The following is a 17852-nucleotide window of genomic DNA, read 5'->3' as shown; positions in this document are numbered from 1 at the left end:
AGGGTTGCCCTATGAGCACTCGGCTGCCCGACCTGGAGGCACTGCAACTGCTGGTCGCCGTCGCCGAGACCGGAAGCCTCGGCCAGGCCGCCGCTCGACAGGGGATCAGCCAGCCCTCGGCGAGCGCCCGGATGCGCACACTGGAGCGGCGGCTGGGCGTGCGGCTCCTCGTGCGGTCGACCAGCGGTTCCCGGCTCACTCCGGCCGGTTCGGTGGTCACCGACTGGGCGCGCGCCGTCCTCGTCCAGGCGAACGCGCTCGTCGAAGGCGTCGCCGCGCTGCGCTCCCGGCAGGCAGACCGCCTCCGGGTCTCGGCCAGTCTCACGATCGCCGAGCACCTCGTCCCCGGCTGGCTCGTGGCCCTACGGGAGGCCGCGCCCGGCGTCCACGTCGAATTGAACGTCGCCAACAGCACCCACGTGATCGAGCGGCTCCGGGCGGACGAGGCCGATCTTGGGTTCATCGAGGGGCGTGGCGCGCCGCGCGACCTGCACAGCCGAGCCGTCGGCCGGGACCGCCTCGTGATCGCCGTCGCCCCGGAACATCCGTGGGCCCGCAAACGCCGGCCGCTGCGCCCGGTCGAACTGGCGGCCACGCCGTTGCTGCTACGAGAGGCCGGATCGGGGACCCGCGAGACGTTCGAGGCCGCGCTCGCTCCGTACGGAGGACCGGCCGAGCCGGCTCTCGAGCTCGGCGCGACCGCCCCGTTGCGCGCCGCCGCCGTCGCGGGCACGGCGCCGGCCGTGCTCAGTGCCCTTGTGGTCGCCGACGAGATCGCGACGGGACGGCTCGTCGAGGTGCCCAGCGAGCTGCGGTTCGACCGGGTCCTGCGGGCGGCGTGGCCACGGGGCCGAGCGCTTCCTGAGCCCGCCCTCCACCTCCTGCGCGTCGCCCGCTCCTGATCGGCACGCCCGGCTTCGCCCGTTAGAACGGCGTTAAGGCGGTGCCGACCGCCGCGAAGGATCCGTCAAAGGCGGCGGATGTCGCCTTCTTCGGGCGTTGACTGCCTGCGTACTGATCTGTCCGTCTCGAATACCGTCATCTAGGGACACAATTCAGGAAAGGGGGTGAGGCAGATAGCGACGCGGGGCAGGCTCAAGATCTATCTCGGGGCGGCGCCCGGGGTGGGCAAGACGTACGCCATGCTCGACGAGGCGCACCGGCGGCTGGAACGCGGCGCCGACCTCGTCGTGGGCCACGTCGAGACGTACGGCCGCGCCCGCACCGCCGCGCTGCTCGACGGCCTGGAGACCGTGCCCGGCCGCGAGACCGCCCACCGCGACCGGGTGGTCACCGAGATGGATGTCGACGCGATCCTCGCGCGCCGCCCCGAAGGGGTGCTGGTCGACGAGCTGGCGCACACCAACGTCCCAGGGTCCCGCAACGAGAAGCGCTGGCAGGACGTCGAGGAGCTCCTCGAGGCGGGCATCGACGTGGTCTCCACCGTCAACGTCCAGCACCTGGAGTCGCTCACCGATGTCGTCGAGCGCATCACCGAGGTACGGCCCCAAGAGACGGTCCCCGACGAGGTCGTCCGGCGCGCCGACCAGATCGAACTGGTCGACATGGCGCCGGAGTCCCTGCGTCGCCGCCTGGCCCACGGCACTCTGTACGCGCCGGACATGATCGACGCGGCGCTGGCCAGCTACTTCCGCGTCGGCAACCTCACCGCGCTGCGGGAACTCGCGCTGCTCTGGCTGGCCGACCGGGTCGACGACGCGCTCGCCCGTTACCGCGACGAGAAGGGCATCACCGACACCTGGGAGGCCCGGGAGCGGATCGTGGTCGCGCTGACCGGCGGTCCGGAGGGCGACGCGTTGATCCGCCGCGCCGCCCGGATCGCCGCCCGCGCCGGCCGTGCCGGCCTCGTGGCGGTGCACGTCGCGCGGGGGAAGGGCCTAAGGGACGGGTCTCCGGAGGCGCTCGCCCGGCAGCGCGCCCTGGTGGAGAGCCTGGGCGGCTCCTACCACCAGGTCACCGGTGATGACGTGCCCAAGGCACTGCTCGAGTTCGCCCGCGCCGCGAACGCCACGCAGATCGTGCTCGGGTCGAGCCGGCGGAGCCGTTGGCAGTACGCCTTCGGCCCCGGCGTCGGCACGACCGTCGCCCGCGCGTCCGATGACGTGGACGTGCACATCGTCACCCACGACTACGCGGGCAAGGGCAGGGGACCGGCGGCCGTTCCGCCCACGTCGCTGGGGCGCGGACGACGGACGGCCGGCTGGCTGCTCGCGCTGTTCGGCCCGCCGGCGCTGACCGGTGTGCTGTCGGCAGCCGTCCGTCACCTCGGGCTTCCGACCGAGCTGCTCTTCTTCCTCGCGTTGGCCGTCGGCGTGGCGCTGGTCGGCGGGCTGTGGCCCGCGATCGTCGCCGCCGTCGCCGGGTTCCTGCTCGTCAACTGGTTCTTCACGCCCCCGGTGCACACCCTCACCGTGGCCCACCTGGAGAACGCCTTGGCACTCCTCGTGTTCGTGACCGTGGCCGTCGCCGTGTCGACCGTCGTGGATCTCGCGGCGCGGCGCAGTTCCCAGGCGGCGCGGGCGCGTTCGGAGGCGACCACGCTCAGCATGCTCGCGACGAGTGTGCTGCGCGGCGAGGACGCCCTGCCCGAGCTGCTCGAACGCGTCCGGGAGACGTTCGGGCTGTCCTCGGTCACGCTGCTCGAACGCTCCGGCGACGGTTGGGCGCCCGTGGCGTCGGCGGGTCCGGAGACCTGCGCGCGACCCGGGGACGCGGACGTCACCGTTCAGGTCAGCGACACTTTGACACTGGCGCTCGACGGCCGGGTGCTGCCGGCCGCCGACCGCCGTGTGCTCGCCGCCTTCGCCTACCAGGCGGCGGCGGCCCTGGACCGCCAGCGCCTGGCCGAGGAGGCGAAGGAGGCTCGGCGGCTCGCGGAGGGCAACCGGATCCGCACGGCGCTGCTCGCCGCCGTCTCGCACGACCTGAGGACCCCCCTCGCGTCGATCAAGGCGGGCGTGAGCAGCCTCCGCTCGCCGGAGGTGCGCTGGGATCCCGAAGACGAGGCAGAGTTGCTGGCCACGATCGAGGAGTCCGCGGACCGCCTCGACGGCCTGGTCGCCAACCTGCTCGACATGAGCCGCCTGCAGACCGGCGTCGTCAACCCGCTCGCCCGCACCGTCGCTTTGGACGAGGTGATCCAGCCTGCGCTGGCGAACGTTCCGGGCGACCAGGTCAAGATCGAGGTGCCGGACGACCTGCCGCCCGTCGTGGCCGACCCCGGGCTTCTGGAGCGTTCCCTGGCCAACGTCATCGAGAACGCGGTACGGCATGGCGGCCCCGACCCGGTCCGGGTGACGGCGAGCGAGCACGGCGGGATGGTGGAACTGCGGGTGACCGACCGGGGGCCGGGTGTCCCCGACTCCGCCAAGAGCCGGATGTTCGAACCCTTCCAGCGACTCGGCGACCGGCCGCGCGGCAGCGGGGTCGGGCTGGGACTCGCGGTCGCGCGCGGCTTCGCCGAGGCCGTCGGCGGCGATCTGCACGCCGAGGACACCCCCGGCGGTGGGCTGACCATGGTGTTCGCACTGCCGACCGGGGGGAGCCCCGCGGTCGGGGCAGGCAAGGGGGAAACGTGACACGAGTACTCGTCGTGGACGACGAGCCGCAGATCGTCCGCGCGCTGCGGATCAACCTGCGGGCCCGGGGCTATGAGGTCGACTCCGCGCCCGATGGGCGTACCGCGCTGGACATGGCGGCACGCCGCCATCCCGACGTCGTCGTCCTCGACCTCGGCCTGCCCGACATGGAGGGCGCCGAGGTGATCAAGGGCCTGCGCGGCTGGACGAGCGTGCCGATCATCGTGCTGTCCGCGCGGCACGCGTCCGAGGAGAAGGTCGAGACGCTCGACGTCGGCGCGGACGACTATGTGACCAAGCCGTTCGGCATGGACGAGCTGCTGGCCCGGCTGCGCGCCGCCGTGCGCCGGGCCGCCCCCGCAGAGGAGGCGGCCGTCATCGTCACCGACGACTTCACCGTCGACCTGGCCGCCAAGAAGGTCGGCCGCGACGGCGCGGACGTCCGCCTCACCCCGACCGAGTGGCATGTCCTGGAGGTGCTCGTGCGCAACGCGGGACGCCTGGTCAGCCAGCAGCAGCTGCTCCGCGAGGTCTGGGGTCCGGCGTACGAGAACGAGACCGGCTACCTGCGCGTCTACCTCGCCCAGCTCCGCCGCAAGCTGGAGCCGGACCCGTCCCGCCCCCGCCACCTGATCACCGAACCCGGCATGGGCTACCGCTTCGAACACTGACCCCGGCGCGGGCGACGAGCGACGCGAGCGGCTGGGGAGGAACGGCTCCTGTGTGACATAAGGGGTCAACGGCGGGCCGGTGAGGTGTCAGACTGCCGTCATGCCCGACGGTTCCCTGCTGACCGCGTTGATCACGACCGCGGGCACGGTCGGAGGAGTCGCGGTGACGCTGTGGGGCACGGTCCGGCGGGAGTCCGTCCAGGCCGAGCGGGACCGCATGCGGCATGCGCTGGAGGCACGGCAGTCCGCGTACGGCGAGCTCCTCGGGCCGGCGACACAGCTCCGCGTCCAGCTCGAGCTGGCCGGTCAGCGGTCCTGGCGCGACCTCGACGTCAAGCTCGCCGCCATCGATGAGCACGCGCGCACGGTCGGGCAGCGGGCCGCGCAGGTGGCGGTGCTCGCTCCGGGCGAAACGGCCGAGGCCGCCCGCGCGCTCGCCGCCGCCGCGACCGCCCTCGCGGCGTTCGCCGCCAGGCACGCCGAGTTGAAGTACGACCCCGGGCCCGAGAAGAGGTTCCTGATCGGGGAGATCAGGGCGCCGTTCGACTTCGCCGCGTTCGACGCGAGGCTCGCGGAGATGTACCAGGCGATCGACGCCGAGCTCGGCGATCGTCACCCGGCCGAGCGCGGATCGTCCGGCCGGTGGGCGAGGATACGGCGGACGACCCGCCGCTGATGCCGTGGCAGGGCGGGGTCCTGTGCGGCCTCCGCGCGCCGGGCGAGGTCGGCGGCCGAGTCGCCGGCCCCGCGCAGGCCCGCGATCCGCGCGGCGTACAGCAGCACCGGGCCGCTGTCGGGGGCCTCGTCCAGGGCGGCGTCGATCTCGTGTCGCGCCGCGTCGAACCGTCCCAGCGTGGCGAGTGCGAGCGCACGGGCCGCGCGCGTGCCCGGCGGAAGGCGCCGCAGGCGGTCGAGGTCGCGCAGGGCCGCGTCGGCGTCGCCGAGGTCGGCCAGGAACTCGCCCCGCGTCCGGAGGATCTCCGGCGCGTCGCCCTCGGCCGACAGGACGGCGTCCAGGACGGTGATCGCCGCCCGGGTCTGCCCGAGCTCCCACAGCGCCCGGGCGAGTTCGGCCTGCACGGTGAGGTCCGTGGGAAGGCGCTCGGCGGCGGCGTGCAGCTCTTCGAGGGCCTCCGCGCCACGGCCGTCCGCCAGCCGGATCTGGCCGATGGCGGCGAGCAGCCGGCCGACGGCGGTGCGGTCCTGGCGGGCCTCGAACAGGGAGGCGGCCGTCTGGTAGTGCGTCTCCGCCTCCTTCCGCAGCCCCCTGCCGTGCGCGACGTTGCCGAGCAGGGACTCGGCCTCCGCGCGCAGCCGCAGGTCGGACTTGGCCCCGAGGCGTACGGCGGTCACCGCCTGGCGCTCGGCCCGAGCGAACTCGCCGCTCGCCAGGGCGCGCGTCGCGGCGCGCAGCCGCTCGGCCGGTCCGGAGGCGCTCGGGCGAGTGTCGATCATCTGACCGAGTGGTGCGATCAGCCGGGGATGCTGAAGCTCGTAACGGAGCTCTCCGCCCGAGCGCTCCGACCTGATCAGGTGGAGATCCTCGAGCGCGCGCAGCACCGCCGGGGGCATCTGCGGCGGGTTCGTGGCGGGATCCCGGTCCGTGCCGGCGAAGGTGCGCTGCATCCAGGATCGGAGGCCGCCGACCGGCACGTCGTACTGCTCGGCGACGTCGGCGAGGGCCCGCGCGACGTAACCGGTCAGCGCGGCGTTGCCGTGCGCCTGAACCGCCTCGGCGGTGATGGCCCCGGCCTGCGGCGGCAGCGATCGCCAGAGCCGCTCGCACACGATCTGCGCGAACGCGGGCTCCACGACGGGAGTTCCCGCACGCAGATCGTCGATGAGCGCCTCGGCGGCGCCGGGGGCGAACGACCGCGCCGTCCTCCTGAGCGGTCCGCGAACGGCGTCCAGCGCGGTCCCGGCGTCGAACGGTGCCAGCCGGAGCCGGGCGACCTCGCCGCCGCCGAGGGTGCGCTCGTACGGTTCCAGGTCGGGCAGGGATCCTTCGCGGACGGACAGCAGCAGCCGCAGGTGGCGGTGTTCGTCCAGCGCCTCCGCCAGTTCGTCCGCGAAGGAGCGCCGGGCGCGCTCCCGGTCGGGCGCGTGCGGCGGGCCGGCGACGAGTTCCTCGGCCTGGTCGATGACGGCGAGGAGGGGCATCCGGCGGCCGAGGACGTCGGTGCGCTGCGGCCGCCGGGTCAGGAAGTCGGCGACCGACCATCCCGCGAGGCGGCTGGCCGGCTCGGCCGGCGACCAGGACGACAGGAGCGCCAGGGTGTAGGGGTTGTGCTCGGGCAGGGCCGCCGCAGGGAAGACCGAACCGTAGGACAGCCGCCCGGTCGGCAGGATCTCGGCCTCGGCGGAGGGCAGCAGGGGCCGCGCCCCGGCCTCGATCAACGAGGTCCGGCCGGATCCGGACGGCCCGTGCAGGACGGTCAGCCGGTGCTCCCGCCACAGCTCGGCCAGCCGGTGGGACGCCGCCTCACGGCCGAAGAATCTGGGCGCGTCGGCCGTGGTGAACGCGCGCGGTCCCACGTAGGGAGGCTCGCTCACCTGGGGCGTCATCGTCTCGATCATCATGAGGCCCGGCCGATCGGATGCGAGGGCGGTCTCACGGTGATCCCCCTGCCGTCACCGATGGTCACGGAACACGTCGCCCGGCGACGGCGCCTGGGCGGCGGGCAGCCGAAAGGCGTTCGCGGCGGACACGCCTCAGTCCTGGAATCCGGCGACGGCCTCGGTCCCTCGCGACTGTGCGTCGACCAGGTGCCGGAGCGCCTCGGCCAGGCACGAACCGTCGGCGGTGTCCAGATCGCCGAGGTCGAAGCCGGTGAGGTCGATCAATCCCTCGTCGGGAGCCGGATCATGACTCGGCGTCGTCGTGTCGTCGCGCATGCGGCGCTCCCTGGCCCGTCCCTGGCAGTCGCAACTGAGGCATTCCCCGAAGGCGCGCCCGCAATCCGGCTCCCGGGGTTCATGTCTCTTCCTGTCGCTTAACTCTTACACCCCGGGCGCGGGGATGTCGATCGGTTCTCGCGGGACGGGGCCGTGACCATTCGCTTTTTTAGGATGCCCAATATTGGCGGAATGGTGATCAACTGCGCGCTGCGTGCGCAATGGGTGTTAGGGAACGTTGACTGCAAAAGTGGACATCATCTCCGAGCTTCCGGCATTGGCCTCGTGCGTCTCGGGGTAATGAGTGTTTAGATGACCCCGTAATTCGAAGTGCACAGTGGCGGCGGAGGCGGCGCGTGGAATCCGAGAACGTGGGCAGGCGGCGTACGGCCGGACGCGTGCCCCAGGTGTGGGGCAAGATCCCGCCGCGCAACAAGAACTTCACCGGTCGCCAGGGGATGCTGGACAACCTGCACAAGGGCCTGACGAACCGCGTCACCGCCGTCATCCCGCAGGCGCTGCACGGCATGGGCGGCGTCGGGAAGACCCAGGTCGTCATCGAGTACGCCCACCGCTTCCAGGCCGAATACGACCTGGTCTGGTGGATCTCCGCCGACCAGCCCGACCTGGTCCCCTCCTCGCTCGCCGGCCTCGCGCCCCGGCTCGGGCTGGAGTCGGCGCAGGCGGCGGGGATCGAGGACTCCGCGGCCGCGGTGCTGGACGCCCTCCGCCGGGGCGATCCCTACGACCGCTGGCTGCTCATCTTCGACAACGCCGGCGACCCGGAGAGCATCCTGCGGCTCGTTCCCGCGGACGGGCCCGGCCACGTGCTCATCACCTCCCGGAACCAGGAGTGGGAGAGCGTCGTGGACACCGTCGCGGTCGACGTGTTCACCCGCAGCGAGAGCATCGAGTTCCTCAACCGCCGGGCGCCCCGGTCGATCAGCGAGACCGACGCCCGGATGCTCGCCGAGAGCCTGGGCGACCTGCCGCTCGCTCTGGAACAGGCGGGCGCGCTGCAGTCGGTCACCGGAATGGCGCCCGACGAATACCTCGACCTGCTCAGCAAACAGCCCACCGAGCTGCTCAACCAGATCCGCGCGTCCGAATACCCCGCGTCGATGACCGCCGCCTGGCAGCTGTCGGTGAGCAAGCTCGAACAACAGCTTCCCGAGGCCATGCAACTCCTGCGGGCGTGCGCCTTCTTCGGCCCCGAGCCGATTCCGCTCGACGTCTTCCGGCGCAACACCTTCACCGGTGAGTCCGCGCTGAACCCGGTGCTGGGCAACGCCATCCGCCGCTCCCAGGCGATCCGGATGCTCGGCCGGTTCGCCCTCGTCCGGATCGACTCCGACAGCCGGACCATCCAGGTGCACCGGCTGATCCAGGCGCTGCTGCGCGAGTCCCTGCCGGCCGACGAGCAGCAGGAGTTCCGGGTGGAGGTCCAGCGGCTCCTGGCGGGTGCCGCGCCGGCCAACCCGGACAACGAGACCGACTGGCCGCGCTACGCCGAACTCGTCCCGCACGTCCGGCCGGCGCGCATCGCGGAGTCGGCCGATCCGCGGGTCCGCAGGTTCGCCACCAACATCGTGCGTTACCTGACCACCTACGGCGACCTGGCGAACGCCCGGGCCTTCGTCGAGGAGTTCCTCGAGACCTGGCAGGCCGACTCCGATCCCGACGCCCGCGAGACCATCGTGGCCAAGCGCCGGCTCGGCACGATCCTCCGCGAGCTGGGCGAGTACCGCCTGGCCTACGACCTGGTCAGGGACACCCTGGATCAGGCGCGCCGGGTGCTGGGCCCCGAGGACGAGACCACCGTCGGCCTCATCAACGGGTTCGGCGCCGACCTCCGGGCTCGCGGTGAGTTCGCCGAGGCGTTGCGCCACGACGAGACCTCGCGGGACCTGCACCGGTCGGTGTACGGCGAGCGCGACGGCCGGACCCTCGCGACGGTGAACAACCTGGCGCTCGACTACGCCCTGTTGAGCGACTACAAGACGGCCCGCGACCTGCACGAGGCGGCGTTCAACGCGCAGAGCGAGGCCAGCACGGGCGTCAGCAAGTCGAACGTCCTGTCCTCCTGGAACGGCCTCGCCCGCGTGGTCCGGCTGTGCGGCGACTACGTCGAGGCGCGCTTCCTCGGCGAGGACGCCTACGACTTCGGGCGCCAGGAGCTCAGCGCGGAGAACCTCTGGACGCTGCGCACCGGGAAGGACCTGTCGATCGCCATGCGGCGGGCCGGGGCGTACGACGACGCCCTCGACCTCGCGCAGGACATCTTCACCAAGTGCAACCGGCAGCTGGGCGCCGACCGCCCCGACACCCTGGCCGCGGCGATGTGCCTGTCGAACATCCTGCGGACGATCGGGCGGATCGACGACGCGCTCACGCTGGCCCAGGACACCGTGGACCGCTATCCGAAGGTCTACGGCGAAGACCATCCCTACAACATGGGCTGCCTCGGCAACCTCGCGCTGCTGTACCGCGTCCGCGGCAGGGCCGAGGAGGCACGCGCGCTGAACGAACGGGCTCTCGCCGGCCTGCACGCCCAGCTCGGGAAGGACCATCACTATCCGCTGACGGTCGCCATCAACCTCGCCAGCGACCGTCACGCGCTCGGGGAGTTCGACAGTGCCCGTGAGCTCGGCGCCGACAGCCTCGCCCGGCTGAAGACCGTGCTGGGCGAGGAGCACCCCGTGACCCTGGGCTGCGCGGCGAACCTCGTGGTCGACCTGCGCGCCGCCGGCGCCGACGAGGAGGCCGAGGCGCTCGCGGCGGCCACGATCCTCGGGTACAACCGGACCCTCGGCCCCGAGCACCCCGACACGCAGGTCGCCGCGATCGGTAACCGGCTCGACTTCGACTTCGACGCGCCGCCGATCTGAGCCGCCGGCCCGCGCGCCGCGCTCAGCCGGACTCGGAGGCGGCGCAGTTGCGCAGGCGCCAGCGGGTCCGGTGCTGTTCCGCCTCGCGGCGAGCCCGCAGAAGCGCCGGGGCGGGCACGTGTTCGGCCTCCCATGCCTCGAGCGTGCGCCGCATACCGGTCGCGAAGGCCATCCCCTCGTCGGTGAGCTCGCCGCTGGCGAGGAGCGTCCTGGTCACCCGCAGTGCCGCGGTCCGCCAGCGCGCGAACTGCGCGTGGGCCCGCATGGCGGCCATGCCCCGCTCATGGTGGCGTTGCCGCCGCCAGAAACCGCTGACCCCGAGATGGGCGTAGGCCCCCTGCAGCAGACCCTCGACGGGCCGTGGATCCTCCCGCCACGGCGCGTAGTAACGCCGCCCGGAATCCGACCGGATCAACGAGACGGTGTCCAGGACGGCCGCGAGCTTCGCGTGCTGGACCTCGTGCGCGAAAGTGACCGCCAGGCCCAGGGCGTCGACGGGCCGGGAGGTCCCGACGGCGCCGAAGGTCTCCCGGGACGACGCGCTGCGCTGACCGCTCGACGGCGCGAGGAGGGGCACGAGGGCCCGGACGATCGTCTGGCACTCCGTCGCGGTCGTCCAGTGGTGACAGGTCAGGACCTCCCACGCCTCCTCGAGCAGGGACCGCCACTCGGCGACCTCGGCTCCGCCGAGCCGGGCGCCGACCATGGCGCCCGGCAGGCGCCAGGCGTCCAGGTCGTCGAGTACGGCGCGGATCGTGAATCCGTGCGCGGAGGCGGTCACCGTCCGCAGGCCGTGCCAGCCCGGCGCGTCCGTGCGCGGGTCGGCCGGAATCGCCACCCGGACACCGGGCGCGGTCACCTCGGCGCCGCGACCCGACGACCGGACCAGGACCTCATCGCCGGGGACGTCCGCGCGACCCAGCGACGGAAGCATGACCGCGCCATCCGCCGCCGGCACGCGGACGGCGCCTCGTACGCCCGCCCTGATCATGACCGCGGCCGCGAGCGCGCTCAGCCCGGCGGGGTCGGTGCGCGGGCGGCCCGGAGCCTCGGCGCCCTGCAGCGCGCGCAGCGCCCCCAGCGCCCAGGCCCCCGTCGCGGGGTGGCCCAGGACGGCCTCGGCCTCTTCCGGATGGCGCCGCTGCAGCTCGGCCAGGAGGCGGTACGCCTGCCGCGTCCGCTCGGCCTCGACGTGTCCCACCCGGCGGGCGGTGTCCATCACCCCCCAGACCAGGAGCAGCCCTCTCCCGAGCTGGGTGTCGGCCAGCCAGCGCGCCACGGGAGCGCCGCCGGACCCGTGCGCGAGCACGTTCAGATCGTGCGGGGAGAGCCGGCGGCGGGCGAACTCCATCGGCTCAGGACCGCCCGGGGAAGCGGGCGGTCAGCCCGGCCTGGACGCGACTGCGGATGTGCGTGATGAGGCGGAACAGGTCCGGACAGTACACCGACGGATTGGCGAAGCCGGTTCCGGCGCGGTACCGGTGGGCGTACAGCCCGGCCCCGCAGACCCGCCGTAGCGCGCAGGAGCGGCAGGTGGGCGCCAGCGCGTCGAGCCCGATCTGCCGGGCCGCGACCGAGGGCAGGAGGAGGGCCGCGTCGAACGAGTCCCGCTCCACGTGCAGGCCGGTGGCCGGGGCGCCCGCGAACGCCGACTTGAGCGAGGAGATCTGCTCCATCGCGCCGTCTGTCTCGATGACGATCACCGCGACCGGGGACAGCCCGATGCTCTCCGTCGTACTGGCCCCGCCGAGCAGCAGCTGCATGATCTCGCCGAAGGTCCGCACCCGCGTCTCCTGGCGAGGGGCGTCGTACCACCGGTCGAAGACGGCGATGAGCCAGTCCGCGTACGGGGTGTCCGGACCATCGGGCACCCGACCGGGTGGCGGCGTGCTCCAGTTGCCGTGCGGCAGCAGGAAGTCGATCTGCGGTGGACCCCAGGCCAGGAGCGCCTCGTAGGTCCGTACCGGCGGGTTGCGCAGGTCGATGGTGCTCAGCAGCCCGGCGAAGAGGTGGCGATAGAGCCCGTCGGTCAGCAGCGCGAGCCCCGCCTTCACGGCGGCGTGGCTGCCGCGTCCGTCGGCGCGGCGGCGGTGCCGGTCGTGCGCCTCCTCGTCCCCGTCCAGGCTCACCGACACGGCGACGTCCAGTTCGTCGAACAGCCGGAGGAAGCCGGCGTTCAGCCGGACGGCGTTGGTCTGGACGCGCACGTCGACGCGGGTGTCCGGGCCGACCGCCGTACGGACGGTCCGTACGGCGTACGCGAGCCGCTCGGCCCCGGCGAGGAGGGGCTCGCCGCCGTGGAGGACGAGCTTGACCCGGTCGAGTCCGTGGGCGTGGACGTGCTCGGCGATGCGCCGGGCCGTCCGGTCGAGGATGGCGCGTTCCATCCGGCGCGGGCGTGCCCGCCAGCTCTGGTCCGCCATCTCGTACATGTAGCAGTAGTCGCAGGCCAGATTGCAGCGGCTGTGGATTTTGAGGACGAACTCCCGGAACGGGGTGGGCCGCCATCCTCCGGAGCGCAGGGCGGCGACGTCGAGGCCGGCCGGCCACTCTCGATCGGATCGCGTGACGCTCGGGCCGAGGTTCACGGTCACGCTTCATCTCCCGTGCGGAAGTCGGGCGCGGAGCCGCGCGGAGACGTGCCCTTGAGAGGTATATACACCGACAAAGGTAGTCAGAATGTGTCATACGACACGTCGATGGGCGCGGCGTGGCGCCGGGTGAGTCCGGCGGCCGCCGCGGCGCGGGGTGGCCGCGGCCCGGGGCGGGCGCGGCCGTCCCGCCGCCCGCCCGGTTATCGCGCGTCCGCCCCGGACGGGGCGTGTAAGGGAAGCGTTAAGAAGCGGCCCGCGCGCGTAAGAAGGGTGTTAGGGGACGCGGATTCAGGGGGCTCGGGCCGGTTTGCTGGCAATCGTGAAGCAAGCCGTGCTGCAGCTGCCCAAGCGCTTCCTCGTCGGCCGGCCGCTGCGTACCGGGCAGATGGGCGAGACGCTGCTGCCCAAGAAACTGGCGCTCCCCGTCTTCTGCAGTGACCCCCTCTCCTCCGTCGCGTACGCGACCGAGGAGATCCTGCTCGCGCTCAGCCTCGGCGGCCTGGCGATGCTCGCGCTCTCCTGGTGGGTGGGGGCGGGCGTCGTCTTCCTGCTCCTGGTGGTCACCACCTCGTACCGGCAGACCTGTCACGCCTATCCCAACGGCGGCGGGGCGTACGCGGTCAGCCGGGCCAACCTCGGGGAGAACGCCTCCCTCGTCGCGGCCAGCGCGCTGCTGATCGACTACGTCATGACCGTCGCGGTGTCGGTCGCGGCGGGCGTGGCCAACGTCATCTCCGCGTTCCCTTCGCTGGACCCGTACGCGGTCCCGATCTCACTGGCGCTGATCGCGGTGCTCGCCGTGATGAACCTGCGCGGGGTCAAGGAGTCGGGCACGACGTTCGCGATCCCGACGTACGGCTTCGTCGCGAGCATCCTCCTCATGCTGGTCGTCGGGCTGCTCCACGTGGCGACCGGGCACCCGCCGACCGCCGAGTCGGCCGCCGTCGGGGTGCGGGCCGTGCACGGCACGGCCGGGGCAGCGGCCGTCCTGCTCGTCATGCGCGCGTTCGCCCAGGGCTGCACGGCGCTGACCGGTGTCGAGGCGGTGAGCAACGGCGTGCCGAACTTCAAGCCGCCAAAGAGCCGGAACGCCGCCTCCACGCTGACGATCATGGGCCTGCTGGCCGTCACGATGTTCGGCGGGATCACGATCCTCGCGAGCGCCGCGCACGTGCACCTGGCCGACGATCCGGCCCAGCTCGTCGGCGCGCCGCACGGCTATCAGCAGAGGACGGTCATCGCCCAGCTCGGCGCCGCCGTCTTCGGACACGGGTCGATCCTGTTCTTCCTGGTGCAGGCGTTCACCGCGGCGGTCCTCGTGCTGGCGGCCAACACCGCGTTCAACGGGTTCCCGATCCTGGCCTCGATCCTGGGCGGCGACGGGTACCTGCCCCGGCAGTTCGCGCGGCGCGGCGACCGGCTGGTGTTCAGCAACGGCATCGTGATCCTGTCCCTGCTGGCCGGCGCGCTGATCTGGGCGTTCGACGCCAGCACGACGAGACTCATCCAGCTCTACATCCTCGGGGTGTTCGTCTCCTTCACTCTGAGCCAGATCGGCATGGTCAGGCACTGGGGCGACGAGCTGCGCCGGCTCGCCGATCCGGCACGACGCCGCTCCGTCCACCGGTCCCGCGCGATCAACCTGGTCGGAGCCGTGCTCACCGGGCTCGTGCTGGTCATCGTGCTGCTCACCAAGTTCGCGCACGGCGCGTGGATCGTCGTGGTGACGATGCCGCTGGTCTTCCTGATGATGAAGGGGATCCAGCGGCACTACCGGCGGGTCGCGGAAGAGCTCGAGCCGGGGGAGGAGGGCGTGCCGCTGCCCAGCCGCATCCACGCGGTCGTGCTGGTGTCGAAGGTGCACACCCCGACCTTGCGGGCGCTGGCGTTCGCCCGGGCGACGCGACCGCACACGCTGACCGCGCTGAGCGTGGCCACGAGCCCGGAGGAGGCCGACCGGCTCGAGCGAGAGTGGGGCGAGCGTGACATCCCCGTACCCCTGACGATCCTCGATTCTCCCTATCGCGACATCACCGGGCCGGTGCTCGACTACGTCGCCCGGATCCGGGTCCGGAGCCCGCGCGACGTCGTCTGCGTGTTCATCCCCGAGTACGTCGTGGGCCGCTGGTGGGAGCACCTCCTGCACAACCACAGTGCCCTGCGCCTCAAGGCGCGCCTGCTGTTCCGGCCCGGCGTGATGATGACCAGCGTCCCGTGGCAGCTCGGCTCGGCGGAGGCGGCCCTCGCACGGCATACGGAGGGTGCGGAATTCGCCGCACGTACCAGGGTTCGCTCCGATATCGGATGATTCAAACCTTGTGCGGTGGTCTGTTACGTCAGGTGATGGCCTACGCTTGCGAATCATGGAGGAAGTGCCGGCCGGTACGGCGCAGGAGAGCGCACAAGGTGCTCGGGGACTGCGCGGCTTCCTGCGCCGTCTGACGTCGAGTAAGGCGGAGCTCGAGGCCGAAGAGCTGCAGAAGACCACCGGCGAGGAGGGCGCCACTCCGATCAAGAAGTGCGCCGTGCGCCGACGCGCCTGCGTGGCGGGTACGCTACGTACCGTGACTCTCCGACCGCGCGGCGGTGCGCCCTCTCTGGAGGCCGAGCTGTACGACGGCTCGGACATGATCAGTCTGGTGTGGCTCGGCCGGCGGCGCATCGCCGGGATCGAGCCCGGTCGGCTGGTGCGCGCGGAGGGCCTGGTGAGCGTCCAGGACGGCCGCAAGGTGATGTTCAACCCGCGGTACGAACTGCGGGGAGGATCATGAGCGATCGGCGCCGACCGGAGACCGCGGACGGCGAGGGCGCGAAGGCCCCCGCCGAGGCCCGGCCGGCCGCGGGCGGCGAGGCGGAGACCCCTGCCGGAGCGCGGCGCGACGCGCACGGTACGGCGGAGACGCCCGCCGAGGCGCGGCGCGATGCGAATGGTGCGGCGGAGGTCCCCGCCGAGGCGCTGGGCGACGCGGACGGGGAGACGGCGGGTTCCGGCGAGGCGCGGCGGGACGCGTACGACACCGTCGAGGAGGCCGTCCGCAAGCAGCTGGGCAAGGCGCTCGGCGGCCCGCGCGGCGTCGTGGAGGCGGCGATCCCCACGATCGGCTTCACCGTCTCCTGGATCGTCGGCCACCAGCTCCGGCTGTCCCTGGTCATCGGCGCCGGGCTCGCCGTCGTCCTGCTGGTCGTGCGCCTGGTGCAGCGCTCGACCGTCCAGTTCGTGCTCAACAGCATCTTCGGCATCGCCATCGCGGCGTTCTTCGCGCTGCGCTCGGGCAAGGCCGCCGACGCGTTCCTGCCCGGCATCCTCTACAACGCGGCCTACGCCGCGGGGATGCTGCTGTCGATCGTCGTGCGCTGGCCCGTCGTCGGGTTCCTGATCGGATCGGTCACCGGCGACCCCACCGCCTGGCACCGCGACCGCGACATCGTCCGGCTGTGCTCCCGGCTCACCTGGCTGCTGCTGATCCCGTGCCTGGTGCGGGTCGCCGTGCAGTACCCCCTCTACCTGGCGGGGCACGTCGGCTGGCTCGGCGCGGCCAAGGTCGCGCTGGGCTGGCCGCTGCAGGTGGCGGCGCTGGCCGCCATGGTCTGGCTGCTGGCCCGTGGCCGTACACCGATGGAGACGGCCACGGGCGCCTCGAAGTCCTGACTCCGACCTCGGGGCCCCTGTCTCAAAGCCCCGATGTCCTGGGGACTTCGAGACAGGCCCTGGGTCAGTGCGCCGACAGCAGGTCGCCGAGCTCGTCCTCGACGTCCTGGCTGGCGACGAACATCAGCTCGTCCCCGGCCTCGAGGGTGTCGTCCGGGCTGGGCACCAGCACCCGGCCCTCCCGCAGGATCGCCACCAGCGCGGTGTCGCGCGGCCAGGTCACCGAGCCGACCAGCTGGCCGGCCAGCGGGGCGTCCTCGGGCAGGGTCAGCTCGACGAGGTTCGCCTCACCCTGCCGGAAGGTCATCAGCCGGACCAGGTCGCCGACGCTGACCGCCTCCTCGACCAGCGCGGACAGCAGGCGCGGCGTGGAGACCGCGACGTCGACGCCCCAGGACTCGTTGAAGAGCCACTCGTTCTTGGGATGGTTGATCCGCGCGACGACGCGGGGGACGCCGTACTCGGTCTTGGCGAGCAGCGAGACCACCAGGTTGACCTTGTCGTCGCCGCTGGCGGCCACGACGACGTGGCAGCGCTCCAGGCCGGCGTCGTCGAGCGAGGCGATCTCGCAGGCGTCGGCGAGCAGCCACTCGGCGCGCGGCACCGCCTCGACCTTGATCGAGCGGGGGTTCTTGTCGATGAGCAGGACCTCGTGGCCGTTCTCCAGGAGCTCCTGCGCGATGGAGCGGCCGACGGCGCCCGCTCCGGCGATGGCGACCCGCATTACTCCACCTTCTCCTCGGGCCGCTGGGACACGGCGTCGTTGATGCGTTGGATGTCGGAGGACGCCGCCATCACGTGGACGACGTCGCCGTCCTGGATGACGGTGTCGCCCGTGGGCACCAGCGCCTCGCCCATGCGGGACAGGTACGCGACGCGGGTCTTGGCGGCCTCCTCCAGCGCCGACACCTTGGCGCCGATCCACTTCGGATCCGTCTGCACCTCGGCCAGCACCACCTCGCCGGTCGGGTCGCGCCACAGCGACGACACGCCCTCGGGCAGCAGCCGCCGGATCATCTGGTCGGCGGTCCAGCGGACGGTCGCGACCGTCGGGATGCCGAGCCGCTGGTAGACCTCGGCCCGCCGGGGGTCGTAGATCCGCGCCACGACGTTCTCCACGCCGAAGGTCTCACGGGCGACCCGGGCCGAGATGATGTTGGAGTTGTCACCGCTGCTGACGGCGACGAAAGCGGAGGCCTGCTCGATCCCGGCCTCGACGAGCACGTCGCGGTCGAAACCGAACCCGGTGATCCGGCGCCCCTTGAAGCCGCCGCGCAGCCGGCGGAAAGCCTCGGGGCTCTGATCGATGATGGCCACGGTATGGCCTTTGTCCTCCAGGATGTGGGCGAGAGTGGATCCCACTCGCCCGCAACCCATGATCACGATATGCACGGTCGTCCTTCCCGGCGCCGGTGCCGTCCGCTTGGCTCCGCTTGACCTGATGAAACCTACACAGCCGGAGGTGTGCGGAGCACTTCCTGACCCGTCTTAAGGACGGCACTTGCATTCATCCCCCGGGCGAGGTGGAACTCACAGTCGCCGGAACGACTAGCCTT

At 72.3% G+C, this 17852-nt stretch carries 14 protein-coding genes; 8 read left to right on the top strand and 6 right to left on the bottom strand.

Annotated elements, in window-relative coordinates; genetic code table 11:
• Positions 1–11 precede the first annotated feature (11 nt).
• From ABD978_RS24625 to ABD978_RS24610, 4 genes are all read left to right on the top strand, one after another.
• A complete protein-coding gene (locus ABD978_RS24625) occupies positions 12–902 on the top strand; it encodes a LysR substrate-binding domain-containing protein (RefSeq protein WP_345358966.1) in 891 nt (296 codons plus the stop codon).
• A gap of 165 nt (positions 903–1067) precedes the next feature.
• Positions 1068–3599: a DUF4118 domain-containing protein gene (locus tag ABD978_RS24620; protein WP_345358963.1), complete on the top strand. Its 2532-nt coding sequence runs from the start codon at positions 1068–1070 to the stop codon at positions 3597–3599.
• Entirely contained in the window at positions 3596–4270 is a 675-nt protein-coding gene (locus ABD978_RS24615) for a response regulator (protein WP_345358960.1), read from the top strand. The genes ABD978_RS24620 and ABD978_RS24615 overlap by 4 nt, the downstream gene beginning before the upstream one ends.
• Before the next feature lie 100 nt (positions 4271–4370).
• Positions 4371–4946, top strand: coding sequence for a hypothetical protein (locus tag ABD978_RS24610; RefSeq protein WP_345358957.1), 576 nt, complete (start codon positions 4371–4373; stop codon positions 4944–4946).
• Here ABD978_RS24610 and ABD978_RS24605 read toward each other — a convergent pair.
• Positions 4883–6835, bottom strand: coding sequence for a tetratricopeptide repeat protein (locus ABD978_RS24605; RefSeq protein WP_345358954.1), 1953 nt, complete (start codon positions 6833–6835; stop codon positions 4883–4885). The genes ABD978_RS24610 and ABD978_RS24605 overlap by 64 nt on opposite strands.
• 147 nt (positions 6836–6982) lie before the next feature.
• Complete coding sequence (gene fxsA / locus ABD978_RS24600; protein ID WP_345358951.1) at positions 6983–7165, bottom strand: FxSxx-COOH cyclophane-containing RiPP peptide; 183 nt, start codon at positions 7163–7165, stop codon at positions 6983–6985.
• A 356-nt stretch (positions 7166–7521) separates the two neighbouring features.
• On the opposite strand from fxsA, the gene fxsT reads away from it, so the two are divergent.
• A complete protein-coding gene (gene fxsT, locus ABD978_RS24595) occupies positions 7522–10053 on the top strand; it encodes an FxSxx-COOH system tetratricopeptide repeat protein (protein ID WP_345358949.1) in 2532 nt (843 codons plus the stop codon).
• A 22-nt stretch (positions 10054–10075) separates the two neighbouring features.
• Here the strand turns inward: fxsT and ABD978_RS24590 are convergent, their stop codons facing one another.
• Together ABD978_RS24590 and ABD978_RS24585 are read right to left on the bottom strand one after the other, a co-directional pair.
• The gene (locus ABD978_RS24590) at positions 10076–11404 is read right to left on the bottom strand and encodes an HEXXH motif domain-containing protein (RefSeq protein ID WP_345358947.1); all 1329 of its coding nucleotides are present in this window, start codon (positions 11402–11404) and stop codon (positions 10076–10078) included.
• Positions 11405–11408: 4 nt separating this feature from the next.
• Positions 11409–12647: an FxsB family cyclophane-forming radical SAM/SPASM peptide maturase gene (locus ABD978_RS24585; protein ID WP_345358945.1), complete on the bottom strand. Its 1239-nt coding sequence runs from the start codon at positions 12645–12647 to the stop codon at positions 11409–11411.
• Between the two features lie 319 nt (positions 12648–12966).
• Here ABD978_RS24585 and ABD978_RS24580 point away from each other — a divergent pair, with 319 nt between their 5' ends.
• The 3 genes from ABD978_RS24580 to ABD978_RS24570 all read left to right on the top strand — a co-directional run bounded on the left by ABD978_RS24580 (position 12967) and on the right by ABD978_RS24570 (position 16296).
• Positions 12967–14955: an APC family permease gene (locus ABD978_RS24580; RefSeq protein WP_345358943.1), complete on the top strand. Its 1989-nt coding sequence runs from the start codon at positions 12967–12969 to the stop codon at positions 14953–14955.
• A 55-nt stretch (positions 14956–15010) separates the two neighbouring features.
• On the top strand, positions 15011–15418 hold the full coding sequence (locus ABD978_RS24575) for an OB-fold nucleic acid binding domain-containing protein (RefSeq protein WP_345358940.1): 408 nt from the start codon (positions 15011–15013) through the stop codon (positions 15416–15418).
• A 185-nt stretch (positions 15419–15603) separates the two neighbouring features.
• Positions 15604–16296 carry a DUF3159 domain-containing protein gene (locus tag ABD978_RS24570; protein ID WP_345359113.1) on the top strand — a complete coding sequence of 231 codons (693 nt, stop codon included), beginning with the start codon at positions 15604–15606 and terminating at the stop codon, positions 16294–16296.
• Positions 16297–16360: 64 nt separating this feature from the next.
• On the opposite strand, the gene ABD978_RS24565 is transcribed toward ABD978_RS24570, so the two are convergent.
• Positions 16361–17020 (bottom strand): potassium channel family protein, encoded by a 660-nt coding sequence (locus tag ABD978_RS24565; RefSeq protein ID WP_252778446.1) that lies wholly within the window; start codon positions 17018–17020, stop codon positions 16361–16363.
• A complete protein-coding gene (locus ABD978_RS24560; protein WP_345358937.1) occupies positions 17020–17688 on the bottom strand; it encodes a potassium channel family protein in 669 nt (222 codons plus the stop codon). Before ABD978_RS24560 ends, ABD978_RS24565 begins: the two co-directional genes overlap by 1 nt.
• Positions 17689–17852: the final 164 nt, after the last annotated feature.

The sequence above is a fragment of the Actinoallomurus liliacearum genome (assembly GCF_039542035.1).
GTDB lineage: Bacteria > Actinomycetota > Actinomycetes > Streptosporangiales > Streptosporangiaceae > Actinoallomurus > Actinoallomurus liliacearum.
The sequence above is the reverse complement of the archived record's forward strand: the minus strand, read 5'-3'. Positions and strand labels throughout refer to the sequence as shown.